Raw genomic sequence first — 23,071 nt, forward strand, 5'->3', positions numbered from 1 at the left:
AGAGGGCCGGGGTGAGGGCTTCAGGCCGCACAACCGGGTATGGTTTTTTACGCCGGTATCTGGTCAATCTTACTGCTGCGCGACCACACGCGGTGCGCGGCAAGCAGGTCAAACAGCCGGGTCATAAACGCATCGTCAATGTTATCACCTTCGACAATGCCTTCTTCCCCTTGATCCGGTACCTTCAGCAGAGATTTAAACTTCCGCGCATCGCCTGCCAGGGCGATTGGCTTCAGGTGCTTATAGGCTTCCAGCAGGTAATAGGCGGCATCACCGTTACCGAGCAGGCTCTCAACGTCGCCGCACGGCATGATCACTGCATCAACCGTCAGCGACGGCGCTCCGGCGAAGGTCGCGGCAATCGGCAGGACAGAGCCATCGTCGGCTGTCACTTCACCCATGCGTGAGTAAAGCAGTTTGGCATGTACGCCCTGGGTTTTGAGCGCCCTCATGATCCCCAGTACGTCGCTGGCGCGCGGTTTATCGTTCAGCAGGATAGCCACTACGCGGCCTTTAATTGACCCGCCAGGTACCGCGTACAGGCTCAGGGACGGATCCTTCTTCAACCCGTTCACGTCTTTTGGCGGCGCGGCATGGCATTGCTCGTCAGTCAGCGTGATGCCGAGATTATTCGCCACGCCCTGAGCAAGCTGGATATCAATATGCGCCAGATGGTCGACCACGCGCTCGCGAATGTAGGTACGCACCACTTTACTCAGTTCAAAACTGAAACCGCCGATAATGTGCTGCTGTTCAATCGGGGTCTGGCTGTTCCAGAACAGGCGAGGCTGAGCGTAATATTCGCCGAATGACGGGCTGCGCTCGCGAATTTTTGTTCCGTCCACGCGCTCCTGATACGACTCAAATCCGCCACGTTTTGGCCCCGGCGGGGTTTCACGCGGCCAGTTATCGTTAATGGAGTTTGGCTCGTAGTTCGCCGGGTTGGTATCGATATCCTGGCGATGCATCCCGTCACGCTGGAAGTTATGGTACGGGCAGGTCGGACGGTTGATAGGAATTTCGTGGAAGTTCGGTCCACCGAGACGGCTGATCTGCGTATCGGTGTAAGAGAACAGACGGCCCTGTAGCAGCGGATCGTTGGTGAAATCCAGCCCCGGCACAATATGGCCCGGGTGGAACGCAGCCTGCTCATTCTCCGCGAAGAAGTTATCCGGGTTGCGGTTAAGCACCATTTTGCCCACCAGCTGAACCGGCACCAGCTCTTCAGGAATAAGCTTGGTCGGGTCGAGCAGGTCGAAGTCGAATTTGAACTCGTCCTCTTCCGGGATCAGCTGTAATCCCAGCTCGTATTCCGGGAAATCACCGGCTTCAATGGATTCCCACAGTTCGCGACGGTGGAAGTCCGGATCGCGCCCGGTCAGCTTCTGTGCTTCATCCCACACCAGGGATGCTTTCCCCGCGACCGGTTTCCAGTGGAAACGCACAAACGTCGCTTTGCCTTCAGCGTTAATCAGACGGAAGGTATGAATACCAAACCCTTCCATGGTGCGATAGCTGCGTGGGATCCCCCGGTCAGACATCGCCCACATCACGTTGTGAAGGGTTTCCGGTTGCAGGGAGACGTAGTCCCAGAAGGTGTCATGCGCACTTTGTCCCTGCGGTATGGCCCAGTGTGGCTCTGGTTTTACCGCATGGACAAAGTCAGGGAACTTATGCGCATCCTGAATGAAGAAAACCGGGGTGTTATTCCCGACGAGGTCGAAAATGCCCTCTTCGGTATAGAATTTGGTGGCGAAGCCGCGGATATCACGCACCGTATCGGCCGAACCCGCGCCGCCCTGTACTGTAGAGAAGCGCACAAATACCGGTGTGATTTTGTTCGGATCGGAAAGGAAATCCGCCTTCGTGATCGCCTTCAGGCTCTTGTACGGCTGGAAATAGCCGTGCGCCGCGGAGCCGCGAGCGTGAACGATACGCTCAGGAATACGCTCATGGTCGAAATGGGTGATTTTTTCCCGCAGGATGAAATCTTCCAGCAGCGTCGGGCCGCGCGTTCCGGCGCGCAGGGAGTTCTGGTCATCGGCGATGCGCACGCCCTGATTGGTGGTCAGCGCATAGCCTTCACCCCCTTTGCGGTGCGGGTCGAGAGATTTTAACTTTTCGTTGTCCGCATCGGGTGACTTCATGCTTCCCGGTGCAGTAGGTTGCTCGCCCGGCGCCGAAGGACCTGGCGACGGTTTATGAGAGCCATCAGCCGGGGCGAGTGAGTCCATTCCTGGTTGAGATTCTTCGGTGCCATGAATAGGGGATTGATGGGGTTTATCATTGTTCGACATTGCACGATTCTCCTTTGTTCGTTCCTGAAAACCCTATTAAGGATAGAACAATGTGATGAATTAGCAGGCGAACTAAGCGTTTTCAGAGGAAGTGATTAGCGAAAGGAGCCATCTGCCACACGTCAGGCGCGACGGGTGGGGGGAGAATCGGCTATGATAGAAATTTCCTGCTTTAAGAATTTGCTTTAGTGAACCCGTCGCTTATGAAACCTCTTCGTCAACAAAACCGCCAGGTTATTAGCTATGTGCCCCGCGTTGAACCCGCGCCGCCTGACCATGCCCTGAAAGTGGATGGTTTTCGCGATGTCTGGATGTTACGGGGTAAATACGTTGCCTTCGTGCTGATTGGCGAGCACTTCCGTCGCTCCCCTGCGTTTACGGTGCCGGAATCGGCGCAGCGATGGGCTGTGCAGACCCGCCAGGATGAAGAGGTTGAAGAATAACAGCCATAAAAAAACCGCCCGCAGGCGGTTTTTTTATTTTCAGCAGTGATTAACGATGGGCCAGTTCGGCATCTTCTTCACTGTCGAGAATCGTTTTGTCGGTCTGCTTCAGCCACTGGCTGGTCAGGGTACCGGCGGTCATTGAGCCACTCACGTTCAGGGCGGTACGCCCCATATCGATCAGCGGTTCAACAGAGATCAGCAGCGCAACCAGCGTCACCGGCAGTCCCAGCGCAGGCAGAACGATCAGCGCAGCGAAGGTCGCGCCGCCGCCCACGCCCGCAACACCGGCGGAACTAATGGTCACGATACCCACCAGCGTCGCAATCCAGACCGGATCCAGCGGGTTAATCCCCACGGTTGGGGCAACCATCACCGCCAGCATCGCCGGGTAGAGACCCGCACAGCCGTTCTGCCCGATGGTGGCGCCAAAGGAGGCCGAGAAGCTGGCGATAGACTCCGGTACGCCCAGACGACGGGTCTGTGCTTCCACGTTCAGCGGGATAGATGCCGCGCTGGAACGGCTGGTAAAGGCGAAGGTCAGCACCGGCCAGACTTTGCGGAAATATTTCAGCGGGCTAACGCCGTTCACGCCCAGCAGGATACCGTGCACCACAAACATAATGCCCAGCCCCAGGTAAGAGGCGATCACAAAGCTGCCAAGCTTGATGATGTCTTGCAGGTTAGAGCCTGCCACGACTTTGGTCATCAGCGCCAGGACACCGTACGGCGTCAGCTGCATGACCAGACGCACCAGCTTCATCACCCAGCTTTGCAGGGTATCGATGGCCGTCAGAACGCGCTCGCCTTTCGGCGCATCGTCCTTCAGCAGCTTCAGCGCCGCCACGCCCAGGAACGCCGCGAAGATCACCACGCTGATAATGGAGGTTGGGCTTGCACCGGTCAGGTCAGCGAACGGGTTCTTCGGAATGAAGGAGAGCACCATCTGCGGAACGGTCAGATCGGCCACTTTACCTACGTAGTTGGTCTCAATCGCCGTCAGACGCGCGGTTTCAGCGCTACCCTGCACCAGACCTTCAGCAGTCAGGCCAAACAGATTGGTTACCAGCACACCCACCAGCGCCGCAATCAGCGTGGTGAAGAGCAGGGTACCAATGGTCAGGAAACTGATTTTACCCAGTTGAGAGGCATTATGCAGGCGGGCTACGGCGCTCAGAATAGAGGCGAATACCAGCGGCATAACGATCATTTGCAGCAGCTGTACATAGCCGTTACCGACGATGTTGAACCACTGAATGGAATCTTTCAGTACCGGGCTATCGGAGCCGTAAATGGCGTGTAAGGCCAGGCCAAACACCACGCCCATGACCAGACCGACCAGTACCTTTTTCGCCAGGCTCCACTGTTTGTGGCGAGCCTGGGCGAGAAGCAATAGCAATACGACGAACACAACAATGTTCGCGATGAGTGGAAAATTCATCCCCGTTCTCCTGATTTATTATACGGTCGGTTTTTACCGAACCTGTTGGCGCAAGGTTAGCAGAAGTGTGATGTCGCGCTTATATCCATATGGAATGGTTTATGACAAAAGTGATTATATTGTCGGTTTAATGTTCAATCTGGTGATTAATAAAACGATTGAACTGAAATTGCAGCGAGTTGATCATCTGCGATGACCAGCGCACTGCACCATTTTCGGGCAATGTCTGCGGCATCCAGACGGCATACGCAAACAGCGCCATGCACAGAACGCGCTCCAGCTGGTTGCCTTTTTGCGGCACGAGGATGGGCAGGCGGAAACGCCAGCGGCAGGGCCAGAGCAGCGGAACGCCCGCTGGCGTCAGCATATCGGCGAGGATATGGCTTAAGTAGCCGAGCACCATGCCCTGAATGGCATCCGCCGGGACGATCCAGCTCTCCGGAACCTTCAAATAGAAGAGTGTAAGCAGGCCGAATACGGCCAGCAGGCTGTGGGTAAATCCGCGATGACCAAAGGCTCTGGCGATGGGTTTTGAAATCCACTTTAGCCGCTGGCCAAGGAATGACTTTGGATGATCTACGTCCGGCAGCAGGCAGGTCAGCACGGCGGAAGGGACAATATGCCACCAGTCCCCCTGTGCCAGCACAGGGGTCAGTTCAGCGTTTTTGGCAAACACTGCACAGGCAAGTGAAAAAAGCAGGTGGCCTTCCGCCGTCATGATAAAACCCGGTAAACTGTCGATTCATACAGTATAGGGTTTTTATACAGTGTATGAAAGAGGTGACGGTGTAACTCTTTGTCACAAACGCGCGGTTAGCGCGCCAGCCAGCCACCGTCTACGGCGAGGGTATGACCGTTAACGTAATCAGAGGCCGATGAGGCCAGGAACACCACCGGACCCTGTAAATCCTCCGGCAGACCCCAGCGACCCGCCGGAATACGGTCGAGGATCGCCTGGCTGCGCTGCTCATCATCGCGAAGCTGCCGGGTGTTATTGGTCGCCATATAACCCGGCGCAATAGCATTCACATTAATGCCCAGCGTTGCCCATTCGTTCGCCAGCAGGCGGGTGAGGCCCAGCACGCCGCTTTTGGACGCCGTATAGGAGGGCACCCGGATGCCGCCCTGGAAGGAGAGCATGGAGGCAATGTTAATGATCTTGCCGCCCTGACCCTGCGCGATAAACTGTTTCGCCACTGCCTGAGAGAGGAAAAAGACCGATTTCAGATTGAGATCGATGACCTCGTCCCAGTCCTTCTCGCTAAATTCCAGCGCATCGGCACGGCGGATGGTGCCGGCATTGTTAACCAGAATATCGATGCGGCCCATCTCAGCGACTGCGGTATCCACCACGCTCTGAATACTCTCCTGCTTGCCAAGATCGGCGCGAATCGCGATAAAGCGTCGTCCCAGCGCCGTAACGCGCGCTGCCGTTTCGTCAGGAACCTTGCGGTTAACCCCCACGATATCGCATCCTGCCTGGGCGAGGGCAATGGCCATACCTTGCCCCAGACCGGTATCGCACCCGGTCACCATCGCCACTTTTCCTGCCAGAGTAAAAGCATCCAGTATCATACGCGCCTCAGAAGTCAGGTTATTGTCATTCTGCACGTAAGAATAGGAGTCTGGAATGAGAAAAGCAAATAAAGTAAAACGTTGTTTTGATTTGGCGAGACAGGCAGCCGAAGCTGCCTGAAAGAGCGTTACTCCCCGCGCAGATGGCGGGCAGTCAATTCTTCAAGAGACGTCAGCCTGACGTCCGCGAGGGCAAAACGGGGATCGTGTCGGCCTTCTTCAGCCGGCACAACGATGGAGCGCATACGTGCGGCTTTGGACGCCACCATGCCGTTAACCGAATCTTCCAGCGCCACACAGGTAAGTGGATCCAGCCCCAGTTTCGCGGCGCAGTCCATATATACCTGCGGATGTGGCTTGCTGTAAGGAAGCTTTTCGGCCGAGGCCAGCGCGTCGAAGCTGTCGCGCAGCCCGAACATCGTCAGCACTTTTTCCAGCATATGCAGCGGTGAGGCGGAGGCCAGCCCCACTTTCAGCCCTTGCGCCTTGCACAGGGCGATAGCGTCGCGTACGCCCGGTAACAGCGGCTTATACTCTTCTACGAGGGAGATAGCGCGGTTGATAATGCGCGCCGTTACTTCGTCGCGATCCGGGCCAACCCATGGCTGGTGGGCATACCAGAGGTCAACCACCATATCGATGCGCAGCCCCAGGGTATCGGGAAGCTCGTTACGACGACTGATATCGACGCCGAGGCTGGCCATCACGTCCAGTTCAGCCCGATCCCACAGGGGTTCGGAGTCAATCAGCAATCCATCCATGTCAAAAATAGCGGCAAGTATCTGGCGCGGGGTCGACATTACAACATCTCCTTATCTTGGGGGTAAGACGAACGGTGCTAAGCACAAGCAATTTAGCATATTGCATTCAAAGAGCGGGCGAAAATGACCGACAGCAGGTAGACTTAGGCACAAATAACGCGTCTTTATGAAGAGGAACTAATGACGTATCAACAAGCTGGACGCATCGCGGTCTTAAAACGTATTGCTGGTTGGGTTATTTTCATTCCCGCCCTGATTTCAACGCTGATCTCCGTACTCAAATTTATGTACGATCACAGCGAAAAACAGCCGGGCATCAATGCCGTCATGCTTGATTTTGCGCACGTCATGATTGAGATGATGCGGTTTAACACCCCGTTCCTGAACGTCTTCTGGTTCAACTCGCCCACGCCGGATTTTCACCACCAGCTGAATGTCGGTTTCTGGATAATCTATGCGTTGATATTTATCGCGATGGCGTTGCAGGCCTCCGGCGCACGCATGAGTCGCCAGACCCGCTTTTTACGCGAAGGGGTGGAAGACCAGCTGATACTTGAGAAGGCGAAAGGCCCTGACGGGATGAGCCGCGAGCAGATCGAATCGCGCATTGTCGTTCCGCGTCATACCATTTTCGTGCAGTTTTTCCCGCTCTACATCCTGCCGGTCATCATCATTGTGGCCGGGTATTTCTTCTTTACGCTGCTTGGCTTCCTGTAAATCCTAAGGGAAGGGGCGTCAAGCCGCCCCCTCCCGCTATGCCGCCAGAATGCGGTCCAGCGCCCGCTGGGCATTCACCAGATGACTCCCGCCAAACAAAATAGCCCGGTTTATCAAGGTGTACAGCTGATAAACCGGCTGACGATCAAGGAAACCCGCAGGTAACGGCGAGACAGACTGATAGCCATCATAAATTTGCGGCGGCTGTTCAGGGTGCAACGGCAGCATTGCTAGGTCACATTCTCTGTCGCCCCAGTAGCAGGCCGGGTCAAATATATAGGGACCATCAGGCCCAAGTGCACAGTTGTTTGACCATAAATCTCCGTGCAGAAGGGAAGCCTGAGGCTGATGCGAAGCCAGACGCTGCTGAATGTGTTCAACAATCGCGTCGATGTTGCCGAACGCTAATCCCTTTTCAGCGGCCAGCTCCAGCTGCCAGCCGATGCGCTGCTCGGCGAAAAAGGTCGACCAGCGGCGCTGCCATGCGTTTGGCTGTGGGGTAGTGGAGAGGTCGTTATCAAAGTCGAGCCCGAACTGAGGTTGATCGCTCCACTGGTGCAAACGGGCGATCTGTTGCCCGAGAATAAAGGCATTGTGCGCATCCAGAGGGCGCGCGGGAAGATAGTTCATCACCAGAAAGCTATAGTCACGATCGCTGCCGACGGCTAAAACCTGCGGAACGGTGACTGTTTTACTGCGCGATAACAGCTCAAGCTGATCGGCTTCGGCAGTAAAAATGGGGAGTAATTCGCGCTCATCACATTTAACGAAAAGATCGCGCCCGGCGTAACGTAAATGCCATGCGGCATGGATCTCTCCGCCTGGCAGTTCGTTACGCAGTTCAATTTCACCTTCACCCAGCTGCTCACTTAAAAGATGACTGATAGCCTGCCACATGATGTCTCTCCCATGTTGTCTGCCAGATCATAAAGTTAGCGCAAAACGGCTATAAAAAAACAGGAACTAACGCACAACTGAGCGGTTTAATTTTATACAGGGCACTTATTGTGCTTTTTTATGCCAGTTTTCCCAGCTATCCACATCAATTTCCGTGGCTTTGTCAGTCACGCTTTCCACCAGGCTACTGGCCAGCGCCTTCACCTCTTCCTGGCTCAGCGGGCTTATCAGGCCAAATGCCAGTGAGCCGAGATCGTGAATATTGCCCTCATCGTCCGTCAGCGTGAGCAGAAAATTCGCCCGCGTGAACGCGTTGTTGAGTTCATTCAGTTCGGTCAGCGACGCCTCATGAATATTCACGGTAACGACGTAGCGGGTGATATCACCACTGCTCATAATTCACCTCGTTGTTATCCTGAAAGTTTTCTTAGCATAGTCGATATGCCCTGTTTAGCGACTTCCCCCTCCATGGGAAGGGGAAGCAGGTTCAGCTTCTCGCCAGGTAATCGACAATTTTCTGGGTATCCGCAAGCGAACACAGGCGCGTTCCCTGGTTTATGGTGGCTGCACTCCCTGCCGCGACGCCATAGCGTGCCATCTCCAGAAGCGAAGCGCCCTGCGCCAGCTTCAGCACCATCGCGCCAACCATACTGTCACCGGCACCCACGGTGCTCTGGCTTTTCATCGGCGGTGGCACAACCTGCACAAAGCCCGTCTTGTCGACGGCCAGCGCACCCTGAGGACCGAGAGAAACCACAACGCGATGCGCTTTGCCCGTACGTACCAGCTCTTCTGCGGCAGTACGCACGTCATCGGGCTGGTTGAGTTCGCGATTAACCAGGGCACTGAGCTCTTTCTGGTTAGGTTTAACGAGTTCAAGTTGTCCGGGCTCTAACGCCGCCTTCAGGGCTTCGCCCGAGCTATCGACAATGCAGCGGATGCCGCGCTGGAGCGCCGCCTGAACCAGCGCCGTCAGTTTCTCTGTTTCGACGCCCGGCGGCAGGCTACCGCTGATCACCAGTAATGAGCCGCTTTCAATGGTCAGCACTTTCTCTTCCAGTTGACGAAACTCATCATCGCTTAATTTCGCCCCCGGCATCACAAAACGATATTGCTCGCCGCTGGATTCAACATGGACATGCAGGTTCTGCCGGGTCCAGTCTTTAGCATCGACGGTGTCTACGGCCACCTGTTCATCTGCCAGCAACGCAACCAGATGTTCTCCCGTGGCGCCGCCAGCGGGGAAGATGGCGGTGGCTTTTCCGCCGAGATGGGTAATAGCGCGCGCCACGTTGATGCCGCCGCCGCCTGGCTCAAACACCGGCGCGCTACAGCGCAGCTTACCTTCCGGGTAGATTTGCGGCGTCATGGTCGCGGAGTCGAGGGAAGGGGAGAGTGTCAGCGTATAAATCGAAGCCATCATGACCTCCTTTTATCATGGGTTCTTTTAAGCCTGGCACCGTTTGGCAGGAAGGCAACGTAAATAACAGTATGATTTTAAATATGAATGCTGACAAATAACCTGCGCCGGGCATATAAAATAAAACGCGTTTTGGGATCGTTCTTATTCAAAAAATGAAAGAAGAAAATATTGCTATGTTATTTGCGGCTTTTTATAATTTGTTACCTTTCTATGGTCGCCTTGTCATTGATCCGCAAGAAAGTTTCCGAGACCGTGACGGTCTCTTTTTATGTTGTACGGACTCCTTAAATAAAATGAAGCTTTTGAAGACAGTACCCGCAGCACTGATGCTGGCGGGTGGCGTATTTGCGTCACTGAATGCAACCGCCGATGATACCGTTTTTACTGTCATGGACGATCCCTCCACTGCCAAAAAACCCTTTGAAGGTAACGTGAATGCCGGGTATCTGGCGCAATCCGGTAATACGAAAAGCTCCTCCCTGACCGCAGACAGCACCCTGACCTGGTACGGCAACACCACGGCCTGGTCGCTGTGGGGAAATGCCAGCAACACCTCTGCTAACGATCAACGCTCATCGGAGAAATACGCGGTAGGCGGACGTAGCCGATACAACATGACCGATTATGACTACCTGTTCGGGCAGGCGAGTTGGCTGACTGACCGCTACAACGGCTATCGCCAGCGTGATGTCGTAACTGCGGGTTATGGTCGTCAGTTCCTCAATGGGCCGGTGCACAGCCTGCGTTTTGAATTCGGTCCGGGTGTCCGTTACGACGAGTACACCAACGGCGAAGATGAAACCCAGCCGTTGGGTTATGCATCGGGCACCTATGCATGGCAGATGACGGACAACGCAAAATTCACCCAGGGTGTGTCGGTGTTTGGTGCTGAAGATACAACGCTGAACTCAGAAAGTGCGTTGAACATGGCCATCAACGAACACTTTGGACTCAAGGTGGCGTACAACGTAACCTGGAACTCATCACCACCTGATTCTGCACCGGAACATACCGATCGCCGAACCACGATTTCTTTAGGTTATAAAATGTAATATCGTCGGGCCGGGACTCTTCTCGGCCTGTTTTTTATTTTCTGAAACTGTGCTTATTTATATTAAACGGCGTTTTAAAATAAATAATGGGTTTGGTTTCTTCTTCATAATTTCTCCATAATTGCTTGTCAGACCTTATTCAGTTTATTTGACACGAATTGATAAATAATTTGACTAGGCAAAAATGTGATCCAGATCTACACTTACGGCACAGGCGAAAAAATCGCCTCAGGCATATCGCATTAAACGCATTAAATAAGTATGAGAATAAAATTATGAAAAAAATCAAAACCGCTACAGCAGCGATGGTGCTTTCCGCACTTTCATTTGGCGTATTTGCTGCTGATAATATGACACAACCTGCCAGTGACGTTAACAACCCAATCGGGATCGCTAAAGCCTCTGGTGTAGAAGCGGGCTCCAACATTGCCCCCGGCTCTCAGTCTACCGGCCAGTCAATGAATGACGCATTTGATGTACACAAGCTGGTGGCGGGTGAGTGGTCCTGATATTTCAACTGCCGCCTCTGACGCAATATATACGCTGTCATAGCCTGTCGAAAACCGGATTATGACGTACCGGTTTTTGTACCCTAAATTATCGTAAAGATAGTTAAATTTTATTCAGTAAATTACCGCCACGTTTTTGCTGACAAAATATTAGCCCCAGATCATTGCGGCCCAGCGCAACAGCAACATCGCGCCGCAAATAGCAATTAACACCACGACCATTTTCCAGTGCTTCACGGCAAATCTTTTTGTTGGCATAACCTAATCCTTGTCAGTTGATACCCTTAGTCTATCAAAATTTGCGCCAGAAAGCGCTCAACCCGGGACAACAGGTTATGCCGGAACACCGGTTCGGCTTAAAACCAATGGAATCTGTCAGCCAGAATCAATACCAGGCAAGCAGCGGAAAGTAGATTCAATATCACAACGGTTTTGCTGGATACATTCATGTGATACCCCTTCGATGTTTAAGGACCAAGTCAAGAATAGCTCAGCACTTTCGGATTGCGAGCCTCTGCCAGCAAAAGTTCATGAACGCATACAAAAGGATGTGCGGTTCAAAACGGTCGCAGAAGGTGCATTCGCCCTTTCAATAGTGTTACCATTACCCTGCTTGCCGTAAATCCGCATTTATCTGAAATCGGCAGGTGCACGATGACGACCCAATTTGACGATTGTTGGTCAGATGGTTTCGTAATCTACTGTTTAATCACGATTATTTTCTTTGTATATGCTCTTATGTGTGGGGCATCACTGCAAATAAGGATATAAAATGCCTGTAATTACTCTTCCTGATGGCAGCCAACGCCATTTCGACCACGCTGTTAGCCCAATGGATGTTGCCCTGGATATCGGTCCTGGACTCGCAAAAGCAACCATCGCAGGTCGCGTAAACGGCGAGCTGGTAGACGCGTCCGATCTGATTGAAAGCGATGCAACGCTTGCGATCATCACCGCGAAAGACGAAGAAGGTCTGGAGATCATTCGTCACTCCTGTGCGCACCTGTTAGGCCATGCTATCAAGCAACTGTGGCCAAACACCAAAATGGCGATCGGCCCGGTTATCGACAACGGTTTCTATTACGACGTTGACCTTGACCACACCCTGACTCAGGAAGATATCGACGCGCTCGAGAAACGAATGCACGAGCTCGCCGAAACCAACTATGACGTCATTAAGAAGAAAGTCAGCTGGCACGAAGCGCGTGAAACCTTCGTGAAGCGCGGCGAGAACTACAAAGTCTCGATTCTTGATGAAAACATCGCTCATGATGACAAGCCAGGCTTGTACCATCACCAGGAATACGTCGACATGTGCCGTGGTCCGCACGTGCCGAATATGCGCTTCTGTCATCACTTCAAGCTGATGAAAATCGCAGGCGCTTACTGGCGTGGCGACAGCAACAACAAAATGTTGCAGCGTATCTATGGTACCGCGTGGGCCGATAAGAAAGCCCTGAACGCATACCTGCAACGCCTGGAAGAGGCGGCTAAGCGTGACCACCGTAAAATCGGTAAGCAGCTTGACCTGTATCATATGCAGGAAGAAGCGCCGGGGATGGTGTTCTGGCATAACGACGGCTGGACTATCTTCCGTGAACTGGAAACGTTCGTGCGCTCCAAGCTGAAAGAGTACCAGTATCAGGAAGTGAAAGGCCCGTTCATGATGGACCGTGTGCTGTGGGAAAAGACCGGCCACTGGGACAACTACAAAGATGCGATGTTCACCACTTCGTCTGAGAACCGTGAATACTGCATCAAGCCAATGAACTGCCCGGGCCACGTTCAGATCTTCAACCAGGGTCTGAAATCCTACCGCGATCTGCCGCTGCGTATGGCGGAGTTCGGTAGCTGCCACCGTAACGAGCCATCAGGTGCGCTGCACGGTCTGATGCGTGTTCGTGGCTTTACTCAGGATGATGCGCATATCTTCTGTACTGAAGATCAGGTCCGTGAAGAAGTTAACGCCTGTATTCGTATGGTCTACGATATGTACAGCACCTTTGGCTTCGAGAAGATCGTGGTCAAACTCTCAACGCGTCCGGAAAAACGTATCGGCAGCGATGAGACATGGGATCGCGCAGAGGCGGATCTTGCCGTAGCGCTGGAAGAGAACGGTATTCCGTTCGAATACCAGCTGGGCGAGGGCGCATTCTACGGTCCGAAAATTGAATTTACCCTGTATGACTGCCTCGATCGCGCATGGCAGTGCGGAACGGTACAGCTGGACTTCTCCCTGCCGCAGCGTTTAAGCGCCTCTTATGTTGGCGAAGACAACGAGCGTCAGGTGCCGGTTATGATTCACCGTGCGATTCTCGGTTCACTGGAGCGCTTCATCGGCATCCTGACCGAAGAGTTCGCGGGCTTCTTCCCAACCTGGCTTGCGCCAGTGCAGGTCGTGGTGATGAACATTACCGATTCTCAGGCGGATTACGTTAAAGAATTGACGCAGAAACTACAAAATGCGGGCATTCGCGTAAAAGCAGACTTGAGAAATGAGAAGATTGGCTTTAAAATCCGCGAGCACACTTTACGTCGTGTCCCGTATATGTTGGTCTGTGGTGATAAAGAGGTGGAAGCAGGCAAAGTTGCCGTTCGCACCCGCCGTGGTAAAGACCTGGGGAGCCTGGACGTAAGTGAAGTGATTGAGAAGCTGCAACAAGAGATTCGCAGCCGCAGTCTTCAACAACTGGAGGAATAAGGTATTAAAGGCGGAAAACGAGTTCAAACGGCACGTCCGAATCGTATCAATGGCGAGATTCGCGCCCAGGAAGTTCGCTTAACAGGTCTGGAAGGCGAGCAGCTGGGGATTGTGAGTCTGAGAGAAGCGATCGAAAAGGCTGAAGAAGCTGGAGTAGATTTAGTTGAAATCAGCCCTAACGCCGAACCGCCAGTTTGTCGTATCATGGACTACGGCAAGTTCCTTTATGAAAAGAGTAAGTCTTCTAAGGAACAGAAGAAGAAGCAAAAAGTTATCCAGGTTAAGGAAATTAAATTCCGTCCTGGTACCGACGATGGCGATTATCAGGTAAAACTCCGCAGCCTGATTCGCTTTCTGGAAGATGGCGATAAGGCCAAGATCACGCTGCGTTTCCGCGGTCGTGAGATGGCCCACCAACAGATTGGTATGGAAGTGCTTAACCGCGTCCGTGACGATCTGAGTGAACTGGCAGTAGTCGAATCCTTCCCTACGAAGATCGAAGGCCGCCAGATGATCATGGTGCTCGCTCCTAAGAAGAAACAGTAAGGCCTTCAAGCAGCAAAATCTGTGGAGCCTTCGGGCCCCATAGGTTTTGTTCGCCTATGTTTCGTTTATTTAACAATGCGAAGTGGAAGTTATTAAAATGCCAAAAATTAAGACCGTACGCGGTGCTGCTAAGCGCTTCAAAAAAACCGGTAAAGGTGGTTTTAAGCACAAGCACGCTAACCTGCGTCACATTCTGACTAAGAAAGCTACCAAGCGTAAACGTCACCTGCGTCCAAAAGCCATGGTTTCTAAAGGCGATCTGGGCCTGGTCATCGCGTGCCTGCCGTACGCATAAGTCGTTAACGTTTAACTTTTTTAACTTAGAATAGATACAGGAGAGCACACATGGCTCGCGTAAAACGTGGTGTAATTGCACGTGCACGTCACAAGAAAATTTTGAAACAAGCTAAAGGCTACTACGGTGCGCGTTCACGCGTATACCGCGTTGCCTTCCAGGCTGTTATCAAAGCAGGTCAGTACGCTTACCGTGACCGTCGTCAGCGTAAGCGTCAGTTCCGTCAACTGTGGATTGCGCGTATCAACGCAGCAGCACGTCAGAACGGTATTTCTTACAGCAAATTCATCAACGGCCTGAAAAAAGCCTCTGTTGAAATCGACCGTAAGATCCTGGCTGACATCGCAGTATTCGACAAAGTAGCGTTCACCGCTCTGGTCGAAAAAGCGAAAGCAGCACTGGCATAAGCCAGTTGAGAGAGGGGGCTTTGCCTCCTCTTTTCATTTAACACCATCAGAAGATTGACATTTATCCGTGCAGGCTTTTCAATAAGGTCTTAACGGTTTTTACCCTACAAGGTAACGCAAGCATGAATGCTGCTATTTTCCGCTTCTTCTTTTACTTTAGCACCTGACTTCAGGAGGCTAGCGCGTGAAAGATGAAACGAAAAACAGCGCCAGATAAGCCTCCCGATGGAGGCTTTTTTTGTGCCTGAAGTTAAGAGAATACGTCCAACAATTCGGTGTCTGCACCGACATAATGAGGAAAACCATGTCACATCTCGCAGAGCTGGTTGCCAGTGCAACGGCCGCCATTAACCAGGCCTCAGATGTTGCCGCGTTAGACAATGTCCGCGTCGAATATCTGGGCAAGAAAGGGCATTTGACCCTTCAGATGACTACCCTGCGTGAACTGCCAGCAGAGGAGCGCCCGGCAGCCGGTGCAGTGATTAACGAAGCCAAAGAGCAGGTACAGCAGGCGCTGAACGCGCGTAAAGCCGAGCTGGAAAGCGCAGTCCTGAATGCGCGCCTGGCGGCAGAAACGATAGACGTCTCTCTGCCGGGTCGTCGTATTGAAAACGGCGGTCTGCATCCGGTTACCCGTACTATCGATCGTATTGAAAGTTTCTTCGGTGAGCTCGGCTTTACCGTGGCGACTGGCCCGGAAATTGAAGATGACTACCACAACTTCGATGCCCTGAACATTCCTGGCCATCATCCGGCACGTGCTGACCACGACACTTTCTGGTTTGACGCCACCCGTCTGCTGCGTACCCAGACCTCCGGCGTGCAGATCCGCACCATGAAGGAACAGGAGCCGCCAATCCGCATCATCGCGCCGGGTCGCGTATACCGTAACGACTACGATCAGACCCACACCCCAATGTTCCACCAGATGGAAGGTCTGATTGTTGATAAAAACATCAGCTTTACCAACCTGAAAGGCACGCTGCACGATTTCCTGAACAACTTCTTTGAGGAAGATTTGCAGGTTCGCTTCCGTCCGTCCTACTTCCCGTTCACTGAACCGTCTGCGGAAGTTGACGTGATGGGTAAAAACGGCAAATGGCTGGAAGTGCTGGGCTGCGGCATGGTGCATCCAAACGTGCTGCGCAACGTGGGTATCGATCCGGAAGTGTATTCCGGCTTTGCGTTCGGTATGGGCATGGAGCGTCTGACCATGCTGCGCTACGGCGTGACCGATTTACGTGCGTTCTTCGAAAACGATCTGCGTTTCCTCAAACAGTTTAAATAAGGGCAGGACAGAACAATGAAATTCAGTGAACTGTGGTTACGCGAATGGGTGAACACCACGCTGGACAGCGACGCGCTTTCCAACCAGATCACCATGGCGGGTCTGGAAGTTGACGGTGTAGAGCCGGTTTCTGGCGCCTTCACCGGCGTGGTCGTGGGCGAAGTGGTTGAATGCGGTCAGCACCCTAACGCTGACAAACTGCGCGTAACAAAAGTCAATGTGGGCGGTGACCGTCTGCTGGATATCGTCTGCGGTGCGCCAAACTGCCGTCAGGGCCTGAAAGTGGCCGTGGCGACCGTCGGTGCGGTGCTGCCGGGCGATTTCAAAATCAAAGCGGCTAAGCTGCGCGGTGAGCCGTCTGAAGGCATGCTGTGCTCCTTCTCCGAACTGGGTATTTCCGACGATCACTCCGGCATTATTGAACTGCCGCAGGATGCGCCAGTTGGTACCGATATCCGCGAATACCTGAAGCTTGATGACAACACCATCGAAATCAGCGTAACGCCAAACCGTGCTGACTGTTTAGGCATCATCGGTGTGGCCCGCGACGTGGCCGTGCTGAACCAGACTGAACTGAACGTGCCGGAGATCGCTCCGGTTGAGGCAACCATCAGTGACGTGCTGCCGATACAGGTAGACGCGCCTGAGGCCTGCCCACGCTACCTCGGTCGTGTGGTGAAAGGTATTAACGTTAAAGCGCCAACCCCGCTGTGGATGAAAGAGAAACTGCGTCGCTGCGGTATCCGTTCTATCGATGCAGTCGTCGACGTCACCAACTATGTTCTGCTGGAGCTGGGCCAGCCAATGCACGCCTTTGATAAAGATCGTATCGAAGGTGGGATCGTCGTGCGCATGGCGAAAGAGGGCGAAACCCTGGTTCTGCTGGACGGCAGCGAAGCGAAACTGAACGCTGACACCCTGGTGATTGCCGATCACAACAAAGCGCTGGCGATGGGCGGGATCTTCGGCGGCGAGCACTCTGGCGTTAACGACGAGACGCAAAACGTCCTGCTGGAATGCGCGTTCTTCAGCCCGCTCTCCATCACCGGCCGCGCACGCCGTCACGGTCTGCACACTGATGCTTCTCACCGCTACGAGCGTGGCGTGGATCCTGCGCTGCAATACAAAGCGATGGAGCGTGCGACTCGCCTGCTGATCGCCATCTGCGGCGGCGAAGCGGGTCCGGTTATCGATGTGACCAACGAAGCGACGCTGCCGAAGCGTGCGACCATTACCCTGCGCCGCAGCAAGCTGGATCGCCTGATTGGTCACCACGTTGCCGATGCGCAGGTGACCGACATTCTGACGCGTCTGGGCTGCGAAGTCACTGAAGGTCAGGACGAGTGGAAAGCCGTTGCGCCATCCTGGCGTTTTGACATGGAGATCGAAGAAGATCTGGTGGAAGAAGTGGCCCGCGTGTACGGCTACAACAACATCCCTGACGAGCCGGTGCAGGCGGGTCTGGTGATGGGCAGCCATCGCGAAGCCGATTTGTCTCTGAAGCGTGTGAAAACCATGCTGAACGACAAAGGCTACCAGGAAGTGATCACCTACAGCTTCGTTGATCCTAAGCTGCAACAGCTGATCCACCCGGGTCAGGAAGCGCTGATCCTGCCAAGCCCGATTTCCAGCGAGATGTCAGCGATGCGTCTGTCCCTGTGGACGGGACTGCTGGGCACTATCGTTTATAACCAGAACCGTCAGCAAAACCGTGTACGTATTTTCGAAAGCGGTTTGCGCTTTGTACCGGATACTCAGGCGAATTTAGGCATCCGTCAGGATCTCATGCTGGCCGGCGCCATCAGCGGTAACCGCTATGAAGAGCACTGGGACCTGGCAAAAGGGACGGTTGATTTCTACGATATGAAGGGCGATCTGGAAGCGATTCTCGATCTGACCGGTAAATTATCCGAAATTGAATTCCGCGCAGAAGCGATTCCAGCCCTGCATCCGGGTCAGAGTGCGGCGATCTATTTAGACGGCAAACGCGTTGGTTTCATTGGGGTTGTTCACCCGGAGCTGGAACGTAAGCTGGATCTGAATGGCCGTACCATCGTATTCGAACTGGAGTGGAACCCGGTTGCAGACCGCGTCATTCCTCAGGCGCAGGACGTCTCACGCTTCCCGGCAAACCGCCGTGATATCGCGGTTGTGGTCGCTGAAAATGTGCCCGCAGCAGATATTTTGGCCGAATGTAAGAAAGTTGGCGTAAATCAGGTAGTTGGCGTAAACTTATTTGACGTGTACCGCGGCAAGGGCGTAGCAGAAGGTTTCAAGAGCCTCGCTATTAGCCTTATCCTTCAGGATACCAGCCGTACACTCGAAGAAGAGGAGATTGCCGCTACCGTCGCCAAATGTGTAGAGGCATTAAAAGAGCGATTCCAGGCATCATTGAGGGATTGAACCTATGGCGCTTACAAAAGCTGAAATGTCAGAATATCTGTTTGATAAGCTTGGGCTTAGCAAACGGGATGCCAAAGAGCTGGTAGAGCTGTTTTTCGAAGAGATCCGTCGTGCTCTGGAAAATGGTGAGCAGGTTAAACTCTCCGGCTTTGGCAATTTTGATTTGCGAGACAAAAACCAACGTCCGGGCCGTAACCCGAAGACGGGGGAAGATATTCCCATTACAGCCCGCCGCGTGGTGACCTTCAGACCCGGACAGAAGTTAAAAAGCCGTGTCGAAAACGCAACGCCCAAAACAGAGTAATATGAACTAACTAAAAAGGCCGCTCACGCGGCCTTTTTTCTTTGCGCTATTTGCCAAACCCGCCGTAAAATCAATGATATCTCAACCGGATAACCTATCGTCTATGCTTGATCTTGCCCGTCGCCAGCACCGCTCCGATCTCCGCCGCCTGTGTCTGCTCGGGGTGCTGTTGATTGTCGCCACCACCGTCAGCCTGTGTGCGGGCGATCGGTGGTTGGGGCCGGAAAGCTGGTTTACGCCTGAAGGACAGCTCTTTGTCTGGCAGATCCGCCTGCCGCGGACGCTGGCGGTCCTTTTAGTCGGCGCGGCGCTGGCGCTGTGCGGTACGATCATGCAGGCATTATTTGAAAACCCCCTGGCGGAACCCGGACTTCTCGGGGTCTCGAATGGCGCAGGCGTCGGGCTTATCGCCGCCGTGATGCTGGGGGGAAGCGAGCTCTCCGCCTGGGGGATTAGCCTCAGCGCAATCCTTGGCGCGCTGTTGATCACCCTTATCCTTCTGCGCTTTGCCCGTCGCCACTTATCCACCAGCCGGCTGCTGCTTGCCGGGGTAGCGTTGGGGATCATCTGTAGTGCGCTGATGACCTGGGCCGTCTACTTCTCCACCTCCTTCGATCTGCGCCAGTTAATGTACTGGATGATGGGGGGATTTGGTGGCGTCGACTGGCGTCAGGGGTGGCTGATGGTGCTCCTGATCCCGGTCATCCTGTGGACGGCGTTCCAGGCGCAGCCGCTTAATATTCTCGCGCTGGGGGAAACGTCTGCTCGCCAGCTCGGGATGCCGATTGGATTCTGGCGCAACGTGCTGGTTATCGCCATCGGCTGGATGGTGGGCGTAAGCGTGGCGCTGGCGGGGGCGATTGGCTTTATTGGGCTGGTGATCCCGCATATGCTGCGTCTGTGCGGTATTACGGACCACCGAACCCTGCTCCCGGCCTCGGCGGTTGCCGGGGCGGCAACGCTGCTGATTGCCGATATCATCGCCCGGCTCGCCCTGACGGCCGCTGAGTTGCCCATAGGCGTGGTGACCGCAACGCTGGGCGCGCCGGTCTTTATCTGGCTACTATTAAAAGCTGGACGTTAAAACACAACCTGTAAGTCAACCTGAGGGAATGCTATGCAGTCTGATATTCTGAATACCGAAGTGACGACCATTGACGGCGAGAAAACCACGCTGGAAGGCTACAAGGGCAAGGTGCTGCTCATCGTTAACGTGGCGTCGAAATGTGGCCTTACGCCGCAGTATGAACAGCTGGAAAACATTCATAAAGCCTGGGAAAAAGACGGCTTTACCGTACTCGGCTTCCCGTGCAACCAGTTCCTGGGCCAGGAGCCGGGTAGCGAAGAGGAGATTAAGACCTTTTGCAGCACAACCTATGGCGTGACGTTCCCGATGTTCAGCAAAATTGACGTGAACGGGGAAAATCGTCATCCGCTGTATGCCAAACTGGTGGCCGCGGCGCCGACCGCCGTTGCGCCTGAAGAGAGTGGTTTCTATGAACGTATGGCGAGTAAAGGCCGCGCGCCGCTCTATCCGGACGATATTCTGTGGAACTTCGAAAAATTCCTGATTGGCCGTGACGGTCAGGTTGTGCAGCGTTTTTCGCCTGACATGACGCCTGAAGATCCTATCGTGATGGAATCAATCAAGCTGGCGCTGGCGAAATAATGACGCTGCTGATGCAGCTCACGGACGTTGCCGGGAAGGGACGTCTTGAGCCTGTGACTGCCGCAGTCAACGCAGGTGAAATCCTTCACCTGGTTGGGCCAAACGGCGCCGGAAAAAGCACGCTGCTGGCGCGCATGGCGGGGCTGACCACCGGGGAAGGAGAGATTACCTTTCTCGGGCAATCGCTCGTCGACTGGCTACCCGCTACACTCGCCTCCCGTCGAAGCTACCTGGTTCAGCAGCAGGTTCCCCCCTTTGCGATGCCCGTCTGGCACTACCTGACGCTGCATCTGCCTGATAAAAATCAGGTGGGCTTGCTCAACGAGGTTGCTGCGGCGCTCGGGTTAGACGACAAGCTTACCCGGCAGGCAAATCAGCTTTCCGGCGGCGAGTGGCAGCGCGTGCGTCTGGCCGCCGTTATCCTTCAGATCCATCCGGCGGGAAATCCTCACGGGCGGTTGCTGCTGCTGGACGAGCCGATGAGCGGGCTGGACGTTGCCCAGCAGGCTGCGCTGGATACCCTGCTCAGCGCGCTGTGTCGCAAGGGGATCGCCATCGTGATGAGCAGCCATGATTTAAACCATACGTTGCGGCACGCGCATCGGGTGTGGTTGCTGGCGCGTGGCAAGCTGATTGCCAGCGGAACGCGCGACAGCGTGCTGACGGCCGCAAATCTTGCGAGCGCTTACCACATGTCGTTCCGGAGGCTGGATATTGAAGGCCACAAGATGCTCATTTCCACGGCGCAGGAATAACCTTTCTTGCACAGCTGCATAGATGCACGCTAAATTACCGAAAGAACAAAAAAAGCAGAGGATTCGTCTGAAATGCGATTCTGGTTTCTCCTTGTTGCGGCGCTCTTTCTTGCAGGATGCAGCAGCCATCGTGCACCTCCGCCCAACCCACGACTTTCTGATTCCATTACGGTCATTGCCAGCCTGAACGATCAGCTCAGCAACTGGCGCGGCACCCCTTATCGCTACGGCGGCATGAGCCGGGGCGGGGTGGATTGCTCGGGATTCGTGCTGATGACCTTCCGCGATAAATTTGACCTCCAGCTTCCGCGTGAAACGCGTATGCAGGCGAAAATCGGCACTGAAATTGATAAAGACGAACTCCTGCCCGGCGATCTGGTCTTTTTTAAAACGGGCTCCGGTGAAAGCGGCCTTCATGTCGGCATTTATGACACCGATAATCAGTTCATTCATGCCTCGACCAGCCGTGGCGTGATGCGCTCCTCTCTGGATAATGTTTACTGGCGTAAAAACTTCTGGCAGGCCAGACGTATTTAACCGCTGCATAAAAATGCAGTGCGGAGGGCCTGGCGGTGAAAATAGACGTCAGGCTTTTCTTACGGGTTGATTAAAGTTAAATTTTTTGCCCAATTATTTATGGCTGCATGTGCCTGTTTTATCTAAAACTGGCTATTATTCAATAACCAGGATAAAATTAATTAAGATTCAGGGAAAAATCTGAAAATTAATACGGAAAGAATGAAATTAATCTTATTAAAATCAAGACAGTGGAATTGTGCCTGCAATTGCTCCAGGATGTTCTCTCTCATCTTTAATGCAGGACAAGCGCGATGATTATTACGCTAGATAATGCTTACCAGTCTGAACTTTTACTCCTTCCGGCGCGTGATAGTGCAGGTTTGCTTAAAGGTTTAGAGATTTTGGTTAACTTTACTGGCGTGGGTGCGGACGTACGGATCCCGACTGAACTGGTTATCCCACATCTTTCTCACGAAGATGAATTAGCGCTGTTTCAGGAGAAACTGCAATTACTCGATACCTGTAAGCTATTTTTTATTCAGCATCAGTTAATTGCATGGATCAATATTACACCTGCAATTGTTGAGTTTTTATTAACTAATGAGAACGCTGTTTCAATCCTTGAGCGATATCCGTTTCTTGAGTTTACTGTTAATGAGAACTATCCAGGTTTAAATAACGGGAAAGACGATCCCTGTCTGGCAAGAATGGCGATCCATTTCCCCTTAGTGCTGGCTAACTTCGGTGCAGGGGCTGCGTCCCTTAAACCGGTTTATGATGGTCTGTTCAAACGGGTGATTGTGGATAAAAACTTTATCCAGCAGCGCGTGTCGGCACTCTCGTTTGAGCCTTTTATGCGCGCTATTCTCTGGCAGATCGCGCCGCATTGCCAGTCGGTCATGGTCTCGGGAATTGACGATCACGGCATCTTACAACGCGTGCTGCCCTTCAATTTTGGTGCAATGCAGGGAAGCCTGTGGCCTGCCGTCCCGGCAGAGCGGGTCACGACTCTCGTTCAGCAATAACCCCTTTCTTCGCCCGTGTTTACGTCCAGGGAAACCCTCTACAC

Annotated in this window: 27 protein-coding genes and 1 other annotated feature; of the genes, 17 read left to right on the top strand and 10 right to left on the bottom strand. The window is 53.6% G+C overall.

Annotated features, from left to right (window positions below; genetic code table 11):
- Positions 1-47: 47 nt before the first annotated feature.
- The gene (gene katE, locus ACNQ0W_RS10910) at positions 48-2,297 is read right to left on the bottom strand and encodes a catalase HPII (RefSeq protein ID WP_062932553.1); all 2,250 of its coding nucleotides are present in this window, start codon (positions 2,295-2,297) and stop codon (positions 48-50) included.
- A gap of 188 nt (positions 2,298-2,485) precedes the next feature.
- Between katE and cedA the strand changes: the two genes are divergently transcribed.
- Positions 2,486-2,740, top strand: coding sequence for a cell division activator CedA (gene cedA / locus ACNQ0W_RS10915; protein ID WP_071524159.1), 255 nt, complete (start codon positions 2,486-2,488; stop codon positions 2,738-2,740).
- A gap of 49 nt (positions 2,741-2,789) precedes the next feature.
- On the opposite strand, the gene tcyP is transcribed toward cedA, so the two are convergent.
- The 4 genes from tcyP to hxpB form a co-directional block, all read right to left on the bottom strand.
- A complete protein-coding gene (gene tcyP, locus ACNQ0W_RS10920; protein ID WP_015570743.1) occupies positions 2,790-4,181 on the bottom strand; it encodes a cystine/sulfocysteine:cation symporter in 1,392 nt (463 codons plus the stop codon).
- Between the two features lie 127 nt (positions 4,182-4,308).
- A complete protein-coding gene (locus ACNQ0W_RS10925; protein WP_062932554.1) occupies positions 4,309-4,899 on the bottom strand; it encodes a metal-dependent hydrolase in 591 nt (196 codons plus the stop codon).
- 95 nt (positions 4,900-4,994) lie between these two features.
- Positions 4,995-5,756 (bottom strand): 2-dehydro-3-deoxy-D-gluconate 5-dehydrogenase KduD, encoded by a 762-nt coding sequence (gene kduD / locus ACNQ0W_RS10930; protein WP_017384658.1) that lies wholly within the window; start codon positions 5,754-5,756, stop codon positions 4,995-4,997.
- A gap of 128 nt (positions 5,757-5,884) precedes the next feature.
- On the bottom strand, positions 5,885-6,556 hold the full coding sequence (gene hxpB, locus ACNQ0W_RS10935) for a hexitol phosphatase HxpB (protein WP_003857825.1): 672 nt from the start codon (positions 6,554-6,556) through the stop codon (positions 5,885-5,887).
- 141 nt (positions 6,557-6,697) lie between these two features.
- Here hxpB and ACNQ0W_RS10940 point away from each other — a divergent pair, with 141 nt between their 5' ends.
- Positions 6,698-7,234, top strand: coding sequence for a YniB family protein (locus ACNQ0W_RS10940; RefSeq protein ID WP_015570741.1), 537 nt, complete (start codon positions 6,698-6,700; stop codon positions 7,232-7,234).
- 36 nt (positions 7,235-7,270) lie between these two features.
- Here ACNQ0W_RS10940 and ACNQ0W_RS10945 read toward each other — a convergent pair whose 3' ends face one another.
- The 3 genes from ACNQ0W_RS10945 to pfkB all read right to left on the bottom strand — a co-directional run bounded on the left by ACNQ0W_RS10945 (position 7,271) and on the right by pfkB (position 9,551).
- Positions 7,271-8,131 carry a fructosamine kinase family protein gene (locus tag ACNQ0W_RS10945; protein WP_015570740.1) on the bottom strand — a complete coding sequence of 287 codons (861 nt, stop codon included), beginning with the start codon at positions 8,129-8,131 and terminating at the stop codon, positions 7,271-7,273.
- 105 nt (positions 8,132-8,236) lie between these two features.
- Positions 8,237-8,527, bottom strand: a complete 291-nt coding sequence (gene ghoS, locus ACNQ0W_RS10950; RefSeq protein ID WP_047051472.1) for a type V toxin-antitoxin system endoribonuclease antitoxin GhoS — start codon at positions 8,525-8,527, stop codon at positions 8,237-8,239.
- 91 nt (positions 8,528-8,618) lie between these two features.
- The gene (gene pfkB, locus ACNQ0W_RS10955) at positions 8,619-9,551 is read right to left on the bottom strand and encodes a 6-phosphofructokinase II (RefSeq protein ID WP_062932555.1); all 933 of its coding nucleotides are present in this window, start codon (positions 9,549-9,551) and stop codon (positions 8,619-8,621) included.
- A 296-nt stretch (positions 9,552-9,847) separates the two neighbouring features.
- On the opposite strand from pfkB, the gene ACNQ0W_RS10960 reads away from it, so the two are divergent.
- Positions 9,848-10,606, top strand: coding sequence for a DUF481 domain-containing protein (locus ACNQ0W_RS10960; RefSeq protein WP_062932715.1), 759 nt, complete (start codon positions 9,848-9,850; stop codon positions 10,604-10,606).
- Positions 10,607-10,881: 275 nt separating this feature from the next.
- Positions 10,882-11,115 carry a hypothetical protein gene (locus tag ACNQ0W_RS10965; protein WP_062932556.1) on the top strand — a complete coding sequence of 78 codons (234 nt, stop codon included), beginning with the start codon at positions 10,882-10,884 and terminating at the stop codon, positions 11,113-11,115.
- Positions 11,116-11,265: 150 nt separating this feature from the next.
- Here ACNQ0W_RS10965 and yniD read toward each other — a convergent pair whose 3' ends face one another.
- Positions 11,266-11,373, bottom strand: a complete 108-nt coding sequence (yniD, locus tag ACNQ0W_RS10970; protein WP_003857815.1) for a small membrane protein YniD — start codon at positions 11,371-11,373, stop codon at positions 11,266-11,268.
- 98 nt (positions 11,374-11,471) lie between these two features.
- Positions 11,472-11,564, bottom strand: coding sequence for a stress response membrane protein YncL (gene yncL, locus ACNQ0W_RS10975; protein WP_017384656.1), 93 nt, complete (start codon positions 11,562-11,564; stop codon positions 11,472-11,474).
- 323 nt (positions 11,565-11,887) lie between these two features.
- On the opposite strand from yncL, the gene thrS reads away from it, so the two are divergent.
- From thrS to ACNQ0W_RS11040, 13 genes are all read left to right on the top strand, one after another.
- Positions 11,888-13,816: a threonine--tRNA ligase gene (thrS, locus tag ACNQ0W_RS10980; RefSeq protein WP_062932557.1), complete on the top strand. Its 1,929-nt coding sequence runs from the start codon at positions 11,888-11,890 to the stop codon at positions 13,814-13,816.
- Positions 13,817-13,819: 3 nt separating this feature from the next.
- Positions 13,820-14,362, top strand: coding sequence for a translation initiation factor IF-3 (infC, locus tag ACNQ0W_RS10985; RefSeq protein WP_023616141.1), 543 nt, complete (start codon positions 13,820-13,822; stop codon positions 14,360-14,362).
- A 97-nt stretch (positions 14,363-14,459) separates the two neighbouring features.
- On the top strand, positions 14,460-14,657 hold the full coding sequence (gene rpmI, locus ACNQ0W_RS10990) for a 50S ribosomal protein L35 (RefSeq protein ID WP_001124225.1): 198 nt from the start codon (positions 14,460-14,462) through the stop codon (positions 14,655-14,657).
- Between the two features lie 50 nt (positions 14,658-14,707).
- The gene (gene rplT, locus ACNQ0W_RS10995) at positions 14,708-15,064 is read left to right on the top strand and encodes a 50S ribosomal protein L20 (protein ID WP_000124850.1); all 357 of its coding nucleotides are present in this window, start codon (positions 14,708-14,710) and stop codon (positions 15,062-15,064) included.
- Positions 15,065-15,181: 117 nt separating this feature from the next.
- Positions 15,182-15,306 (top strand) — a sequence feature (Phe leader region).
- Positions 15,187-15,231 (top strand): pheST operon leader peptide PheM, encoded by a 45-nt coding sequence (gene pheM / locus ACNQ0W_RS11000; RefSeq protein ID WP_001386830.1) that lies wholly within the window; start codon positions 15,187-15,189, stop codon positions 15,229-15,231. Its footprint overlaps the feature before it by 45 nt.
- A gap of 62 nt (positions 15,307-15,368) precedes the next feature.
- A complete protein-coding gene (pheS, locus tag ACNQ0W_RS11005) occupies positions 15,369-16,352 on the top strand; it encodes a phenylalanine--tRNA ligase subunit alpha (RefSeq protein WP_003857809.1) in 984 nt (327 codons plus the stop codon).
- Positions 16,353-16,367: 15 nt separating this feature from the next.
- Positions 16,368-18,755 (top strand): phenylalanine--tRNA ligase subunit beta, encoded by a 2,388-nt coding sequence (gene pheT, locus ACNQ0W_RS11010; RefSeq protein ID WP_062932558.1) that lies wholly within the window; start codon positions 16,368-16,370, stop codon positions 18,753-18,755.
- A 4-nt stretch (positions 18,756-18,759) separates the two neighbouring features.
- Positions 18,760-19,059: an integration host factor subunit alpha gene (ihfA, locus tag ACNQ0W_RS11015; RefSeq protein WP_013097001.1), complete on the top strand. Its 300-nt coding sequence runs from the start codon at positions 18,760-18,762 to the stop codon at positions 19,057-19,059.
- Positions 19,060-19,162: 103 nt separating this feature from the next.
- A complete protein-coding gene (gene btuC / locus ACNQ0W_RS11020) occupies positions 19,163-20,143 on the top strand; it encodes a vitamin B12 ABC transporter permease BtuC (RefSeq protein WP_045334064.1) in 981 nt (326 codons plus the stop codon).
- Between the two features lie 33 nt (positions 20,144-20,176).
- Complete coding sequence (locus ACNQ0W_RS11025; protein ID WP_022650905.1) at positions 20,177-20,728, top strand: glutathione peroxidase; 552 nt, start codon at positions 20,177-20,179, stop codon at positions 20,726-20,728.
- Entirely contained in the window at positions 20,728-21,483 is a 756-nt protein-coding gene (btuD, locus tag ACNQ0W_RS11030; protein WP_045141494.1) for a vitamin B12 ABC transporter ATP-binding protein BtuD, read from the top strand. Before ACNQ0W_RS11025 ends, btuD begins: the two co-directional genes overlap by 1 nt.
- Before the next feature lie 72 nt (positions 21,484-21,555).
- The gene (locus ACNQ0W_RS11035; protein ID WP_015570730.1) at positions 21,556-22,020 is read left to right on the top strand and encodes an NlpC/P60 family protein; all 465 of its coding nucleotides are present in this window, start codon (positions 21,556-21,558) and stop codon (positions 22,018-22,020) included.
- A 293-nt stretch (positions 22,021-22,313) separates the two neighbouring features.
- On the top strand, positions 22,314-23,027 hold the full coding sequence (locus tag ACNQ0W_RS11040; RefSeq protein ID WP_062932559.1) for an EAL domain-containing protein: 714 nt from the start codon (positions 22,314-22,316) through the stop codon (positions 23,025-23,027).
- The last annotated feature ends 44 nt before the right edge of the window (positions 23,028-23,071 follow it).

Origin of the sequence: Enterobacter cloacae complex sp. 6730903, assembly GCF_048283985.1 — a bacterium.
GTDB classification, from domain to species: Bacteria; Pseudomonadota; Gammaproteobacteria; order Enterobacterales; family Enterobacteriaceae; genus Enterobacter; species Enterobacter hormaechei_C.